Here is a 15,281-nt window from a genome sequence, read left to right as displayed (position 1 = left end):
GGGGCGGGGTAATACAGGGACAGGACAAGGACGGGGGGCAGGGTTTCGGTTTCGGAAGGCCACCAGACGTGAGTCTGGGGGCGACCCAATGTTTCACCTTTACGCACCGTTTGTTTTTGCGTAATATGCGTCCAGTCACGCGCTTCCGCCTTGGAAAGCGCTGCTTCGTCCGGCTGGGAAAAGCTCGGCGATCAGTATCTGATCCCGTGTTTGGCCTCCCCCCGGTGCGTGCTCCCAATCAATATGACCGATCAGAAATCGGGCGAGCGCGTCGTCAGTATCCTCGTCCACGGTTTTCCAGTCTGAGCGTTGCGAATGGTTCGAGTAGTCGGCGTCATTCGATTCGGTCTGACTTGACCGGTTCATAGACCATACAGGGTCCTATCTAGCTGCATGAATACCCAAGAGGCGAAGATCGTCCTCGAGACTGCCTTGATCTGCGCGCAGGAGCCGCTGAAACTCGCCGAGTTGCGCAAGCTTTTCGCCGACGAAATCTCGGCCGACACGGTTCGCACCTTGCTCGACGCCCTGAAGCAGGATTGGTCGGGACGTGGCGTGGAACTTGTGTCGCTTGCGTCCGGATGGCGGTTTCAGAGCAAACCTGCAATGCGGGCCTATCTCGATCGGCTACACCCGGAAAAGCCGCCCAAATATTCGCGGGCCGTACTCGAAACGCTCGCGATCATTGGCTACCGGCAGCCTGTGACGCGTGGCGACATCGAAGAAATTCGCGGTGTCACGGTGAACACGCAGGTCGTGAAGCAACTGGAAGACCGCGGCTGGATCGAGGTGATCGGTCATCGCGACGTGCCGGGCCGGCCAGCGCTCTACGCCACGACCAAGCAGTTCCTGGATGACCTGGGCTTGAGCGCACTGGATGAACTGCCCGCACTCGACAACCCGTCGGCGCAGCTGGAAGCTTCGTTGCTCGCGCAGCATGCAATCGATTTCCCCGGCGACGATGCCGCCGCAATCGGTGCCGCGTTGGTGCAAGGGCTGGAATCGAAGGGTGGACCCGCTTTGCTGCCGGACGCTTCGAGCGCGGACGCATCGCCGTCATCGGCGCTTTTGTCCGGCGTTGACGAGGCCACAACCACGACGGTTATCGCCAAAGAAGAGCCGGATGGCGAGCAGGGTGCGGTTACTCACGTTTCCGGGCCTGATACGTCGGACGCGTCGAACACGTCGGACGCATTCCCGGGCGCGACCACGCATGAGGAGACTCAGTCGCTGTATTCGCAGGAACCCGTGGCGGCCGAAGCAGTCCATCCGGAAGATGAACCATTTTTGCATTCACAAGCCGGCGCTGACGAGCCTGTGAACGAGAAGAACGCCGATGCGCGAACGAACGCACCGGTGCAATTCGAACCGTCACAAGCGGTGTCCCTGACCAGTTCGGAACCGCTCGAAGCGGTTGCAGATATTAGCCGGGACCCATTACAAGCAACGCCCGGCGACGCGGTCAACCGTCGCGAGGCGGCGCCGGATGCCGGCGCATTGACAAGCGACGCTGCGCGACACGCCTTACCGCGCGCCGCAGATGAATCCGATAGCGCTGACAACGCGAATACACCGGATGCATCGAAGCTATTCGACGCATCGAATGCGCCGGACGAATCAAACGAAACCGACGAATTCAACGCACCGGACGACCAGACTGCGCGCCGCGCCTGAGGCCTGTTTGCCCGAACCTTCATTCGGCTGCTAATCCACCATCGGCCGGATTTTTTGACGCGCCTGCGACGGGCGCGCGACCCGACATAATTGAGGTTGTTTTGACACATTCCCACGACAGCGATTCGCCCGAATCCGAGCGCCCCGTTCGTGCCGATGAAGCACATGGCCAGGCCGATGCAGGCGAACGCACACGCAACGACGAACCCGCCGAGGGCGAAGATCGTCCGCGTCGCGGCTTGCGGCGCGGGCCTCGCAGCCTGATCGCCCGCCGTCGCGCCGTCGCCAAGACGAAGGGCGCCGACGGTGCGTCGTCCGCGGCGCCGGCTGGCGTGATCGCTGAGACACCCCCGGATGGCGTGGTCGCGGCGCAAGTGCGCATGCCGCGCAAGGATGCAGGCTCACGTGGGCCGCGCAACGGCGCGGGTGGTGGAGACGGCGCACGGGCCGGGTCGGCGGCCAAGCCCCGCGTTCCGCGTGAAGGTTCGGCTGAAGGTGCTCGCGAGGGCCAGGCGCCGCGTGAGGCACGCGAGCCACGTGAAGGCGGCCGTCGCCCGGCGCGGCAGGCTCAACAACCCGGACAAGCTCAAAAGCGCGGTCGCCGCGATGACCAAGCAACACCAGCAATGCCCGCTGCAGCAACCGCCGCGGCCGGTACCGAGGACGACGTTTTCGCATACGTGACATCGCCGGCGTTCGACGCCGACAACACCTCGGGCGACCTGCGCGCTCCCATGTTGCGTCGTGGCCGCCCCGCCCCGCAAAAACGCGTGCTCGAAGCGGACGACGATACGCCGAAGCTGCACAAGGTGCTCGCCGAGGCGGGCATGGGCTCGCGTCGCGACATGGAAGAGTTGATCGTGGCCGGCCGGGTGTCGGTGAATGGTGAGCCGGCGCATATCGGCCAGCGCATCATGCCGACGGACCAGGTCCGTATCAACGGCAAGCCGGTCAAGCGCAAGCTCGCGAGCAAGCCGCCGCGCATCCTGCTGTATCACAAACCGACAGGCGAAATTGTCAGTCACGCCGATCCGGAAGGCCGTCCTTCTGTCTTCGACAACCTCCCGCCGATGAAAACGGCCAAATGGCTTGCGGTCGGACGGCTCGACTTCAACACCGAAGGGTTGTTGCTGCTGACTACGTCGGGCGACCTGGCCAACCGGTTCATGCATCCGCGTTACAGCGTCGAGCGTGAATACGCGGTGCGGGTGGTGGGCGAATTGTCGGAAGGCATGCGTCAGAAGTTGCTGCACGGCGTGGAGCTGGAAGACGGTCCGGCGAACTTCCTGCGTATCCGCGATGGCGGCGGTGAAGGCACGAATCATTGGTATCACGTGGCACTGGCTGAAGGCCGCAACCGCGAAGTGCGCCGCATGTTCGAAGCGGCCGGCCTCATGGTGAGCCGGCTGATTCGTACCCGGCACGGCCCGATCGCGTTGCCCAAGGGGCTCAAGCGTGGCCGTTGGGAAGAACTCGAAGACAGTGAAGTGCGTGACCTCCTGGCGTCGGTCGGACTCAAGGCGCCGGTGGAAGAGCGGGGCGCGCGTAGCGCCGCACCGCGCATTCAGCCCGATCCGCTGCAAACGTCGATGGGCATTATCACGCGTGAACCGGTGCTCAGTTCGCACGGCCGTTTCGCCCAGACGACGCCTACACGCGGCGGCCCTGGCGGCGCGGGCGGCCGGCGCGGCGCCCCCGGCGGTTTCGGTGGCGGTTCCGGTTCTGGCGGTGGTTACGCAGGCAACGGCAGCGGCGGTGGTTACGGCGCGCGCGGCAGCAATGGCGGCCGGGAAGCAAACGGCAATCGTGCGGGCGGCGAAGCGAATGGCAACCGTGCGATCCCGCGTCCAGGCGGCTCCGCTGGCGGTCCGCGCGGCAGCCGTCCGCCCGGTTCACCTGCCATGGGTAGTGGCAATGGTGCAGGCGCACGCTCGGCAAACGGCGGCGGCAAGCGCCCCGGCCCGGGAGGCCGCCAAGGCCCGGCCGGTGCCGGCGGCGCACAAGGTAGTGGCGGTAACGCGGGAGGAGCCGCCCGTGGCGGCGCTCGCCCGGCACCGCGCAACCGGACGCGCGGACGCTAAGTTCAGGTGCCGCGTTTTCGAGCACTAGTGTGTGGTGTGTTCGAAAGCGCGGTACGTGAGTCGTACGGACGGGGTGGGGCCTGCGGACAATCGGATCGCTCGCTTGGCCCACTCGTCCATTAAATTCAGCACGATGACTTTAGCCTCGGGGAAAGACCGGCAAAGCGTGACGAATGCTTTCGATTTGCCTTGTAAATGGCCGTCATATGGCTATATACAGGGCGCATTGGTTGCGTTTATCCCGAAAAATGGCTAAAATCACGAAGTCGCTGGGCATGGTGTTTGTTTCGCCGCCCGGATGTGATCTCGGTACAGAAGGATGGGCGTTGCGCCCATTTTTTTTTGGCCGTTCGGTTCAGCATCTTGGGGCAACGAAAGTGCGCCAGCTCAAGGCGCGGTCCGCAGGTGTTCGGCGTGGAGCGCGCGAACATCTTGGAGTCTTTCACTGTGCAACTGACGGAAATCATCGAAACCACGGTCTCGGGCCTGGGCTACGAACTTGTCGATATCGAGCGCGCGGGGGGCGGTTTGCTGCGTATCTCCATCGACCAGCCCGCCGGCATCGCGATTGAAGACTGTGAGAAAGTCACACGTCAGCTTCAGTATCTGTTCGAAGTGGAGAATATCGATTACTCACGGCTCGAAGTCGGGTCGCCGGGTCTCGATCGTCCGCTCAAGAAATTGGCGGATTTCGAACGCTTCGCAGGCAGCGAAGTCACTATCACATTGAAGAAGCCGCTGGACGGGCGCAAGTCGTACCGTGGCATCCTGCATGCCCCGGACGGCGAGTCGATCGGTTTGGAATTCGAAGGGAAGGACGGCGGCGCTGCGATGCTCGATTTCACGCTCGCAGACCTCGATAAAGCACGTCTCGTCCCCAAAGTTGACTTTAGGAGCCGCAAACAATGAGTCGCGAAGTTTTGATGCTGGCGGATGCGCTGGCGCGCGAGAAGAACGTCAACAAGGACGTGGTGTACGCAGCGCTCGAAGCAGCGCTTGCTTCGGCAACGAAGAAGCTGTTCGAGGAAGACGTGGACATCCGCGTGGCAATCGACCGTGAAAGCGGCGAGCACGAAACCTTCCGTCGCTGGAAAGTGGTGCCGGACGAAGCCGGCCTGCAGGAACCTGACCAGGAAATCCTGCTGTTCGAAGCGAAGGAAGAGAAGCCAGACGCGCAAATCGACGAATACATCGAGCAACCCATTCCGTCCATCGAGTTCGGCCGGATTGGTGCGCAGGCTGCCAAGCAAGTCATTCTTCAGAAGGTTCGCGACGCTGAGCGCGAGCAGATCCTGAACGACTTCCTCGAACGCGGCGAAAAGATCATGACCGGCGCGGTGAAGCGCCTGGACAAGGGTAATTTCATCGTCGAATCGGGTCGTGTGGAAGCGCTGTTGCGCCGCGACCAGTTGATTCCGAAGGAAAACCTGCGGGTCGGCGACCGGGTTCGCGCCTACATTGCGAAGGTTGACCGTACGGCGCGTGGTCCGCAGATCGAACTCTCGCGCACGGCGCCCGAGTTCCTGATGAAGCTGTTTGAAATGGAAGTGCCGGAAATCGAGCAGGGCCTGCTCGAAATCAAGGCGGCCGCGCGCGATCCTGGCGTGCGTGCGAAAATCGGGGTGATTGCTTACGACAAGCGCATCGACCCTATTGGTACCTGCGTCGGGATTCGCGGTTCGCGGGTCCAGGCGGTGAGAAATGAGCTCGGTGGCGAGAACGTCGACATCGTGCTATGGTCAGAGGACCCCGCTCAGTTCGTGATCGGCGCGCTCGCGCCGGCCGCCGTACAGTCGATCGTCGTGGATGAAGAGAAACACTCCATGGACGTCGTCGTTGACGAGAACGAACTTGCGGTTGCCATTGGCCGCAGCGGCCAGAACGTGCGTCTTGCCAGCGAATTGACCGGCTGGCAGATCAACATCATGACGCCGGACGAGTCCGCGCTGAAGCAGAACGAAGAGCGTGGCACATTGCGCGGCCTGTTCATGGCGCGACTCGACGTTGATGAAGAAGTGGCCGACATTCTCATCGACGAAGGCTTTACCAGCCTCGAAGAGATCGCGTATGTGCCGCTCAACGAAATGCTCGAAATCGAAGCCTTCGACGAAGACACTGTTCACGAGTTGCGTAACCGCTCCCGTGATGCGCTTCTGACGTTGGCGATCGCGAATGAAGAGAAGGTCGAGGGTGTGGCGCTCGACCTGAAGAGCCTCGAAGGTATGACCGACGAGTTGTACGCGAAGCTCGAAGAACATCAAATCCGGACACGCGACGACCTCGCGGAGCTGGCTGTGGATGAACTGGTCGAGATGACCAGTATTGAAGAGGATGCCGCTAAGGCGTTGATCATGAAAGCACGTGAACACTGGTTCCAGTGAGAAATGACCATGGCGCACTGACATATCGCGGCCGTTAGGCCGCATGACCCCGATCAAACAGCAGGGAATTTGTCCTTGCATCAAGAGGAATGAATGGCGAGTAACAACGTAGCCCAATTTGCCGCGGAACTCAAAATGCCTGCGGGCGTCCTGCTCGAGCAGTTGCAGGCGGCTGGCGTCACGAAAGCGAGCGAGGATGACGATTTGTCCGAGACGGACAAGTCGCGCCTGCTCGAACACTTGCGGAAGTCCCACGGTTCCGCCGATGCCGACAAACGCAAGATCACTTTGACCCGCCGGCATACGTCGGAAATCAAACAGTCCGACTCTACGGGTAAAGCTCGCACCATTCAGGTCGAGGTCCGCAAGAAGCGCGTGTTCGTGCAGCGCGATCAGAGCGGTGTTGAACAGGTCGTTGAAGGTGCGAACCACGTCGAAGAAGACGAAGTGGACGAAGCCGAATTGCAGCGTCGCGACGAAGAGGCGCGTCATGCGGCCGAATTGCTCGAGAAAGAAGCGCTGGAGTTGAAGGAACGCCAGGAACGCTTTGAGCGCGAAGAGGCTGAGCGGGTCGCGCGTGAAGCGGCTGCTGAAGCCGAGCGCCGCCGTGCCGAGGAAGAAGAGGCGAAGCGTGCTGCCGCTCAGGCGGAAGCCGCGGAAATCTCGCGTGCTGCTTCTACAGCGCGTAAGGAATCCCGCACGGAGTCGAAGACGGAACAGGTCGCTGACGAACCGGTGAAGGCTGAAGTCGTGGCGCCTCAGGTCGACGAGAAGGCCGCCGCCGAGCGTGCCGCTCAACGCGAAGCCGCGAAGAAGGCGGAAGACGCCGCGCGCGCCGCGACCGAAAAGGCGCGTGCCGAGCACGACCAGATCGCGAAACGCCGTGCAGCGGCAGAAGCCGAAGCGCGCGCTATCCGCGAAATGATGAATACGCCCCGTAAGGCTCAACAGGCGAAACCGCCTGAGCCGTCGCCCGCCGTCGTGGCTGCCGCCGCGGCAGCAGCTGCGGCAGCAGCTGCGGCCGCCGCCAAGGTGGCGGAAGGCGCGAAGGCTGCGGAAGCCAAGGGTACGCTGCACAAGCCAGCACGGCCGGAAGGTTCGGCGCCGGCACGTCCCGCAGTCGCGAAGAAGCCGGCTGCAGGTGCACCGGCGGCCACCACGCCGTCGTTGGGACCGGACAAGAAGAAGGCCGGTGGCAAGAGCAGCTGGCAGGACGATGCAGCCAAGCGCCGCGGTATCAAGACGCGTGGCGACACCAGCGGCGGCGTGGATCGCGGCTGGCGCGGCGGCCCGAAGGGTCGTGGCAAGCATCAGGATCAGACCAACTTCCAGGCGCCGACGGAACCGGTGGTGCGGGAAGTGCACGTGCCGGAAACCGTGTCGGTGGCGGATCTGGCGCACAAGATGTCGGTGAAGGCGTCGGAAGTCATCAAGGTGATGATGAAGCTGGGCCAGATGGTCACGATCAACCAGGTGCTGGACCAGGAAACGGCGATGATTGTCGTCGAAGAACTGGGTCACAGCGCGGTTGCGGCCAAGCTGGACGATCCGGAAGCGCTGCTCTCCGAAGGCGAAACGCAGGAAGAAGTGGGCGAACGCCTGCCGCGTCCTCCGGTCGTCACGGTCATGGGTCACGTCGACCACGGCAAGACCTCGCTGCTCGATTACATTCGCCGCGCGAAGGTCGCGTCGGGCGAAGCGGGCGGGATTACGCAGCACATTGGCGCCTATCACGTGGAAACGCCTCGCGGCGTGATTACGTTCCTGGACACGCCGGGTCACGAGGCCTTCACGGCCATGCGTGCTCGCGGCGCAAAGGCAACGGACATCGTGATTCTGGTGGTCGCAGCGGACGACGGCGTGATGCCGCAAACGAAGGAAGCCATCGCTCATGCGAAGGCGGGTGGCGTGCCTATCGTCGTGGCGATCAACAAGATCGACAAGCCGGGTGCGGCTCCTGAGCGCGTGAAGCAGGAACTGGTTGCCGAAGGCGTCGTGCCGGAAGAATACGGTGGTGATTCGCCGTTCATCGAAGTGTCGGCGAAGACGGGTGTTGGCATCGAAAGCTTGCTGGAAAACCTTTTGCTGCAAGCTGAAGTGATGGAGCTGAAAGCGCCTATCGATGCACCTGCCAAGGGTCTCGTGATCGAAGCGAAGCTCGACAAGGGCAAGGGTCCGGTTGCGACCATCCTGGTGACGTCGGGCACGTTGAATCGCGGCGACATCGTGCTGGCGGGTTCGGCCTTTGGTCGAGTCCGGGCCATGCTCGACGAAACCGGCAAGCCGATCAAGTCGGCAGGTCCGTCGATTCCGGTCGAGATTCAAGGTTTATCGGAAGTGCCGGGCGCGGGTGAAGAAGTCATGGTCCTGCCGGACGAACGCAAGGCGCGCGAAATCGCGTTGTTCCGTCAAGGCAAGTTCCGCGACGTCAAGCTCGCGAAGCAGCAGGCAGCGAAGCTCGAAAACATGCTCGAGTCCATGACGGAAGGCAACGTGCAGAACCTGCCGTTGATCGTCAAGGCCGACGTGCAAGGTTCGCAGGAAGCGCTGGTGCAGTCGCTGCAAAAGCTCTCGACCAACGAAGTGCGCGTGCAGATCGTGCACAGCGCGGTCGGCGCGATCAGCGAGTCGGACGTCAACCTGGCAACGGCGTCGAAGGCGGTCATCATCGGCTTCAACACGCGGGCCGATGCTCAGGCGCGCAAGGTGGCGGAGTCGAACGGTATCGACATTCGTTACTACAACATCATCTATGACGCTGTAGATGAAGTTAAGGCGGCCATGTCAGGCATGCTGGCACCGGAGAAGCGCGAAGTGATCACGGGTATGGTGGAAGTGCGCCAGATCATCCGTGTGCCGAAGATCGGTGCGATCGCGGGTTGTATGGTCACCGACGGCGTGGTCAAGCGGAACTCGATGGTGCGTGTACTGCGCAACAACGTGGTCATCCACACCGGCGAGATCGATTCGCTCAAGCGCTTCAAGGACGACGCGAAGGAAGTGCGTCAGGGCTTCGAGTGCGGTATGTCGCTGAAGAATTACAACGACATGCTGGAAGGCGATCAGTTCGAGATCTTCGAAGTCACCGAAGTCGCGCGTACGCTATAAAAGATTCACCGCTGGACTCGAGGGCGGAGGGGGCTTCACGCCCGCTCCGCCCTTTTTATTTGCCTGGGCGACCTCGCGCATGAGTCCGGCGCATACAAATTTATGGAAACATCATGGCCAAGAAACGTACTTCACCCAACCGCAATGTGCAGATCGCGGATCAGATCCAGCGCGATCTCTCCGAACTGGTGCGCGATGTCAAAGATCCGCGCATTGGCATGGTGACGTTTCAGAGCGTCGAACTGACGCCTGATTACGCGCACGCGAAGGTGTATTTCACGACGCTGACCGGCGATCCGAAGGAAACGGAAGCCGGGTTGAATCACGCGGCGGGGCATTTGCACAATCTGCTGTTCAAGCGTCTGCATATCCACACGGTGCCGACGCTGCATTTCCACTACGACCAGACGGTCGTGCGGGCGGTGGAAATGTCGAAGCTGATCGATGAAGCGAATTCCACGCGCGCGAAGGACGACGAAGTAGACAACGCCGTCGAAGAAGAAAACAAAGCCGACGACGAGAAGGGCGCCTGATCGATGAACGGTTCTACCCGCCCGAAGATCCCGCGTCGTCTGCTGGATGGCGTGTTGCTGCTCGACAAGCCGCTCGGACTGTCGAGCAATGACGCGCTGATTCGCGCCAAGAAAATCTATCTCGCGAAGAAGGCCGGGCATACCGGCACGCTTGATCCGCTTGCGACGGGTTTGCTGCCGTTGTGTTTCGGCGAAGCGACGAAGTTTTCGCAGGATTTGCTCGAAGCCGATAAAACCTACGAAGCGACCATGCGTCTCGGCGTGCGCACAACCACCGGGGATGCCGAAGGCGAAGCGCTGCAAACACGCGATGTAACCTGCGACGAAGCCGCGATCCACGCCACCATGGCGCACTTTCGCGGCGAAATAGCGCAAATTCCGCCGATGTATTCAGCGCTCAAGCGCGACGGTAAGCCGTTATACGAGTACGCACGCGCCGGGCAGACGGTCGAGCGCGAAGCGCGCAACGTGACCATCCACGCGCTTGATCTGATCGAGTGCGCGTTGCCGGATGTGACATTTCGCGTGACGTGCAGCAAAGGCACTTACGTGCGGACGCTTGCCGAGGATATGGGTGAGACGCTGGGATGTGGCGCACATCTGGTTGCTCTGCGACGAACCGGAGTGGGAGCGTTGACACTCGAACACGCAGTCACGCTCGACACGCTTGCAGAAGCGGCGCCCGCCGAGCGTGATAGCTGGCTGCAACCGGTGGATGCGTTGTTGTCGACGTTCCCGGCCGTTCATCTCGACGCCGATGCCGCGCGTCGTTTCGTGCAGGGGCAGCGGCTGAAGTTATCGGATATTGCGGATGCACCCGCTGAGGCGGACCGCGTGCGTGTCTACGCACTCGACGACAAGCGTCTGCTCGGTGTCGCGCGAGCGGGTGAAGGTGTGTTGGCGCCGGAGCGGCTGGTGGTATCGGCGGCCTGAAGATCGGCTGAAGGAACAAAAAAACGCCACGAAATTTCGTGGCGTTTTTTTATTGCGAATCAAACAAGCTTCAATGCGCCGCCGAAGCCGCAGCCGCCGAATCTCCGCCACCGGATCTCTCCGGTTTCGTGATCCAGATCAGCGCGATCAGCGCGACGAAAATTCCCGCCGATATATAGAACAAGTCGTTTACGCCCAACTGCGCGGCCTGCTGCGTGGCCATGCTGTTGAAGAGCCCATAACCCTGCGACTGGCTGAAGCCGGCCGCACCGAACTGCTGCATGGAAGCAGTGAAGTTCGGGTTATACAAATTGGCCTGCTCCACGAGTTGCGCGTGATGAATATTCGACCGATGGTCCCAAGCAGTCGAAAAAATCGATGTGCCAATACCGCCGCACATGATCCGCACGAAGTTCGATAACCCCGATGCCGCTGGAATCCGGCTTCCCGGCAGCCCGGACAGCGTGATCGACACGAGCGGGATGAAAAATCCAGCCATGCCAATACCCTGGATCAAGGTCGGCATCATCAGCGAGAAGGTATCGACGCCGGTGGTATAGCGCGAGCGCATCCAGAATACGAGCGCGAACACGAGGAACGCAGCGGTTGCGATCTTGCGAGGATCGATGCGTGGCAGGAATTTGCCCACCACCGGCGAGAGCACGACCGCAAACAGGCCGACTGGCGCAAGCACGAGGCCGGCATCGGTCGCCGTGTAGCCAATGTCGGTCTGCAACCACAGCGGCAGCAGCACGAGATTGCCGAAGTACAGGCCATACCCGATCGCGAGCGCGATCGTCCCGCCCGTGAAGTTGCGCAGCTTGAAGAGCGACAGGTCGACGACCGGATGTTCCGCCGTCAGCTCCCACACGATAAAAAACGCCAGCGCGATCACGGCGATCAGCGTCAACACCACGATAGTGGTCGAGTTGAACCAGTCGAGATCCTTGCCCTTGTCGAGCATGATCTGCAGCGAGCCGACCCATAACACGAGCAGACTGAGACCCACGGTATCGATAGGCGCCTTGCGGATCACCGAATCACGATCGCGGAAGATCACGAACGTAGCAATGGCCGCGACAAAACCCACCGGAATGTTGACGTAGAAAATCCACGGCCAGGAGATGTTGTCCGAGATCCAGCCGCCGAGGATTGGCCCGGCGACTGGCGCGATCAGCGTGGTCATCGACCACATGGAGAGCGCCATGGGCGCTTTCGCCCTGGGATAACTCGCGAGCAGCAAGGTTTGCGAGAGCGGGATCATCGGGCCGGCGACCGCGCCTTGCAACACGCGCGCGGCGAGCAGGAACGGCAGGGTCGGCGCGAGCCCGCACAGCCACGAAGCGAGCACGAACAAGATGATCGACGTCATGAACAGGCGTACCTGTCCAAAGCGCTGCGTGAGCCAGCCGGTCAGCGGCACCGAGATCGCATTGGCGACCGCGAACGACGTGATCACCCACGTGCCCTGATCCGACGATACCCCGAGGTCACCGGAGATCGACGGAATGGACACGTTGGCAATCGACGTATCGAGCACGTTCATGAACACCGCGAGCGACACCGCGATCGTGCCGATCACGAGTTTCGCGCCCTCTAGCGGCGGATGAACGGCGTTTGGTTGAGACATAGGACGGTTCCGGGAAAACTTGTGCTGGCGCTTACATCAGCTTGGCGAGATCTTGCTTCGTCGCCGGCTGCACGTTGTCCTTCGACGTCTTTTGCGCGCCGCCCGTCCCCGGGCCCGAACCGCCTTCGTTCGCCTCGATAATGCGGGCGATCTCGGCGTCGGCCTGGTCGCCGTACTTGGCGAACACGTCGGTCTGATACACGGTGTTCTGCGCGGTGCCGAGCTGGCCGCCGTTCTCGTCCTTGATCGTCACGTCCACGTTCATCGACAAACCGATGCGCAGCGGATGCTTCTCAAGTTCCTGCGGGTCGAGTCCGATCCGCACCGGCAGACGCTGCACGACCTTGATCCAGTTGCCGGTCGCGTTTTGCGCCGGCAGCAGCGAGAACGCCGAGCCCGTGCCTGCCGAGAAGCCGATCACCTTGCCGTGGAACACGACGCCGGAGCCGTACACGTCGGCGGTGAGTTCAACCGGCTGGCCAATGCGCATATGCGTGAGCTGCACTTCCTTGAAGTTGGCATCGACCCATACGCCGTTCAGCGGCACGATCGCCATCAGCGGATTGCCCGGCGAGACGCGCTGGCCGACCTGCACCGAACGCTTCGCGACATAACCCGTTACCGGCGCCGGCATGGTGTTGCGTGCATAGTTGATGTACGAATCGCGGACCTTCGCGGCAGCGGCGAGCACGTTCGGATGGCTGGCGATAGTCGTGTTCGAGGTGAGCGAACGATTCGACTGAAGCTCTTGCTGCGCGGCGTTGAGCGAGGCTTGCGCACCCCGCACGGCATCTTTGGCGTGCGAAATTTCTTCGCCCGAGACGGCGCCCGTCTGCGCAATCATCATGCGGCGGCGCAAGTCGTCCTGTGCACGCGAGAGATCCGACTGACGCAGCGCGACTTGCGCCGCGTACTGGTTGTCGTTGACGAACAGCGTGCGCACCTGGCGCACCGTCTGCGCGAGGTTCGCTTCGGCGGAATCGAGCGCGACCTTGGAGTCGGCGGGATCGAGCACGACGAGCGGGTCGCCCATCTTCACGGTTTGCGTGTCGTCGGCGTTCACCGAGATCACCGTGCCGACCACTTGCGGCGTGATCTGCACGATATTGCCGTTCACGTAGGCGTCATCCGTGCTTTCGTGGAAACGCGCGATCAGGAAGTAGTACAGCCCGTAAGCAATAGCCGCGATGATCACGACCAGCACGATCAGGCTCATCAGTACCCGGCGCTTGGTGTTGTTGGTTTTGGGCGCCGGCGCTGCTGCGGCGTTTTGTTGAGGGTCGCTCATGAATGGCTCCGTATTCTCTGTCTTGGGTTGCTGCTAGTCGATTCAGTTGGCTGTCTTGGTCGCTGCCGACGCGGTCTGCGACGGCGCGCTTTTCGACGTTTGCCCGTCGATGGCCAGGTTTGTATCCGCGGCGTCAAAACCTCCGCCCAGCGCCTTGATGAGACCAAGTTGCAGGTCACGGCGCTTCATGCGCAGATTCGTCACGGTTTGCTCATTTGCCAGCCGGTTTTGATCGGCGGTGAGCACTTGCAATTGCTGCGATAAACCCGCTTTGTAGCGAATCACGGCGAGCTGATACGCGTGCGTCGAGGCATCGAGGGCGCGCGCGGCGTCGCTTGCTTGCTGATCCACCGAACGGATCGACGCGATCTGCGTGGCGACGTCATTCAGCGCGTTGATCAGGGTCTGGTTGTAGTTGGCTACGTCCAGGTCAAAGTCCGCGTAACGGCCTTTCAACTGCGAGCGCAATGCGCCGGCATCGAAGATCGGCAGGTGTATGGCTGGCCCCGCGTTGAACTGGCGGCTGGTGAAGTTGAGAAAGCGGCCCCACCCGAACGCATCAAAACCCGCCGCCGCTGACAGATTGATGTCAGGGAAAAACTCGGCCTTCGCTTCCTTGATGTCCGACGTTGCGGCTTCCACCTGCCAGCGAGCCGCGACAATATCCGGGCGGCGCGAAATCAGATCGGCGGGCACGTTGTCCGGCAGCGTGACCTCGATCTTCGTATTGAGCACCGGCGTGGCGATCTTCAAGCCACGATCCGGACCCTGGCCGAGCAACGCGCCCAACTGATAGCGCGTGGTCGTGATCTGGCCGTCGAGTTCGGACAGGTTCGTCTGGCTCGTCGCGATATTGCCTTCGGCGGTGCGGCTTTCCACGTTCGTGTCGAGGCCCGCCAGCACGCGGCCGTTCGTGATCCGTCCGATGTCCGTCCGGTTCGCGATCTCGCGCTGCGCAACCTCGCGCAGCGCGTAGAGCAGGGCGAGCTGGTTATAGGTCTGCGCAACGGAGGCGGCCAGCGTCACGCGCGCCTGCTGCATGTCGGCCTCGGCGGCCTTCTGCTGCGAAACCGCCTGATCCAGCCGTGCGCGATTCTTGCCCCACAGGTCAAGGTCCCACGACGCGCTCACGAGCGCGTTGTTTTCGCTATACCACGAGCCGCCGTACGGAGGCGGGTAGAGCGCGTTGCCGGAGTACAGTTCGCGCGACCAGGAATACGAGCCGTTCACCTTCGGATAAAGGCTGGAGCGCGAGGACTCAATATAGGACGACGCTTTCGCAATGCGCGCTTGTGCCTGCGCAATCGACGGATTGCCGGCCAAGGCTTCATCGATCAATTGAGGCAATTGCGGGTCGCCGAATTGCTTCGCCCAGTCGAGCGACGGCCACTGGCCGCCTTGCGACGGCAGGCTTTGCGCGGCTTGCAGTGCGTCGCTTTGCGGCTGGGCGATTTGTTTGTCGCTTTTAATGCCGGCGTAGTTCGCACAACCTGCAAGGGCGAACGCTGCCACGGCGGCAGCCAGTGCGCTGCGCGCAGCGACGGGCGCGGGCGCGGACGAATAAAAGAGTTTCATCGCTCGGCTCTTTGATAGGGAATGTAAAGATGGACGCTGCAACTAATTTCTTTCATTTTTATTACGATACCGGCCGGG

The 15,281-nt window shown here is 61.8% G+C and carries 10 protein-coding genes; 7 read left to right on the top strand and 3 right to left on the bottom strand.

Annotated elements, in window-relative coordinates; all coding sequences use genetic code 11:
• Positions 1-393: 393 nt before the first annotated feature.
• From scpB to truB, 7 genes are all read left to right on the top strand, one after another.
• A complete protein-coding gene (scpB, locus tag ACSQ8V_RS11625) occupies positions 394-1,674 on the top strand; it encodes an SMC-Scp complex subunit ScpB (RefSeq protein WP_436205811.1) in 1,281 nt (426 codons plus the stop codon).
• Between the two features lie 101 nt (positions 1,675-1,775).
• Positions 1,776-3,755 carry a 23S rRNA pseudouridine(2605) synthase RluB gene (gene rluB / locus ACSQ8V_RS11620; protein ID WP_436205810.1) on the top strand — a complete coding sequence of 660 codons (1,980 nt, stop codon included), beginning with the start codon at positions 1,776-1,778 and terminating at the stop codon, positions 3,753-3,755.
• A 447-nt stretch (positions 3,756-4,202) separates the two neighbouring features.
• Positions 4,203-4,664: a ribosome maturation factor RimP gene (gene rimP / locus ACSQ8V_RS11615; RefSeq protein ID WP_047898052.1), complete on the top strand. Its 462-nt coding sequence runs from the start codon at positions 4,203-4,205 to the stop codon at positions 4,662-4,664.
• Complete coding sequence (nusA, locus tag ACSQ8V_RS11610) at positions 4,661-6,136, top strand: transcription termination factor NusA (protein ID WP_213761667.1); 1,476 nt, start codon at positions 4,661-4,663, stop codon at positions 6,134-6,136. The genes rimP and nusA overlap by 4 nt, the downstream gene beginning before the upstream one ends.
• Positions 6,137-6,229: 93 nt before the next feature.
• Positions 6,230-9,244, top strand: coding sequence for a translation initiation factor IF-2 (gene infB, locus ACSQ8V_RS11605; protein WP_436205809.1), 3,015 nt, complete (start codon positions 6,230-6,232; stop codon positions 9,242-9,244).
• 113 nt (positions 9,245-9,357) lie between these two features.
• Positions 9,358-9,777: a 30S ribosome-binding factor RbfA gene (gene rbfA, locus ACSQ8V_RS11600; RefSeq protein ID WP_436182015.1), complete on the top strand. Its 420-nt coding sequence runs from the start codon at positions 9,358-9,360 to the stop codon at positions 9,775-9,777.
• 3 nt (positions 9,778-9,780) lie between these two features.
• Positions 9,781-10,710: a tRNA pseudouridine(55) synthase TruB gene (gene truB, locus ACSQ8V_RS11595; protein ID WP_436205808.1), complete on the top strand. Its 930-nt coding sequence runs from the start codon at positions 9,781-9,783 to the stop codon at positions 10,708-10,710.
• 70 nt (positions 10,711-10,780) lie between these two features.
• Here truB and ACSQ8V_RS11590 read toward each other — a convergent pair whose 3' ends face one another.
• From ACSQ8V_RS11590 to ACSQ8V_RS11580, 3 genes are read right to left on the bottom strand one after another with little or no spacing between them, the layout of a single operon-like run.
• On the bottom strand, positions 10,781-12,340 hold the full coding sequence (locus tag ACSQ8V_RS11590; RefSeq protein ID WP_213761663.1) for a DHA2 family efflux MFS transporter permease subunit: 1,560 nt from the start codon (positions 12,338-12,340) through the stop codon (positions 10,781-10,783).
• A 31-nt stretch (positions 12,341-12,371) separates the two neighbouring features.
• Positions 12,372-13,628, bottom strand: coding sequence for an HlyD family secretion protein (locus tag ACSQ8V_RS11585; RefSeq protein ID WP_213761662.1), 1,257 nt, complete (start codon positions 13,626-13,628; stop codon positions 12,372-12,374).
• Between the two features lie 42 nt (positions 13,629-13,670).
• On the bottom strand, positions 13,671-15,203 hold the full coding sequence (locus ACSQ8V_RS11580) for an efflux transporter outer membrane subunit (protein WP_436205807.1): 1,533 nt from the start codon (positions 15,201-15,203) through the stop codon (positions 13,671-13,673).
• Between the last annotated feature and the right edge of the window lie 78 nt (positions 15,204-15,281).

Origin of the sequence: Caballeronia sp. LjRoot31, from assembly GCF_964253885.1 — a bacterium.
Classification (GTDB): Bacteria; Pseudomonadota; Gammaproteobacteria; order Burkholderiales; family Burkholderiaceae; genus Caballeronia.
The sequence above is the reverse complement of the archived record's forward strand: the minus strand, read 5'-3'. Positions and strand labels throughout refer to the sequence as shown.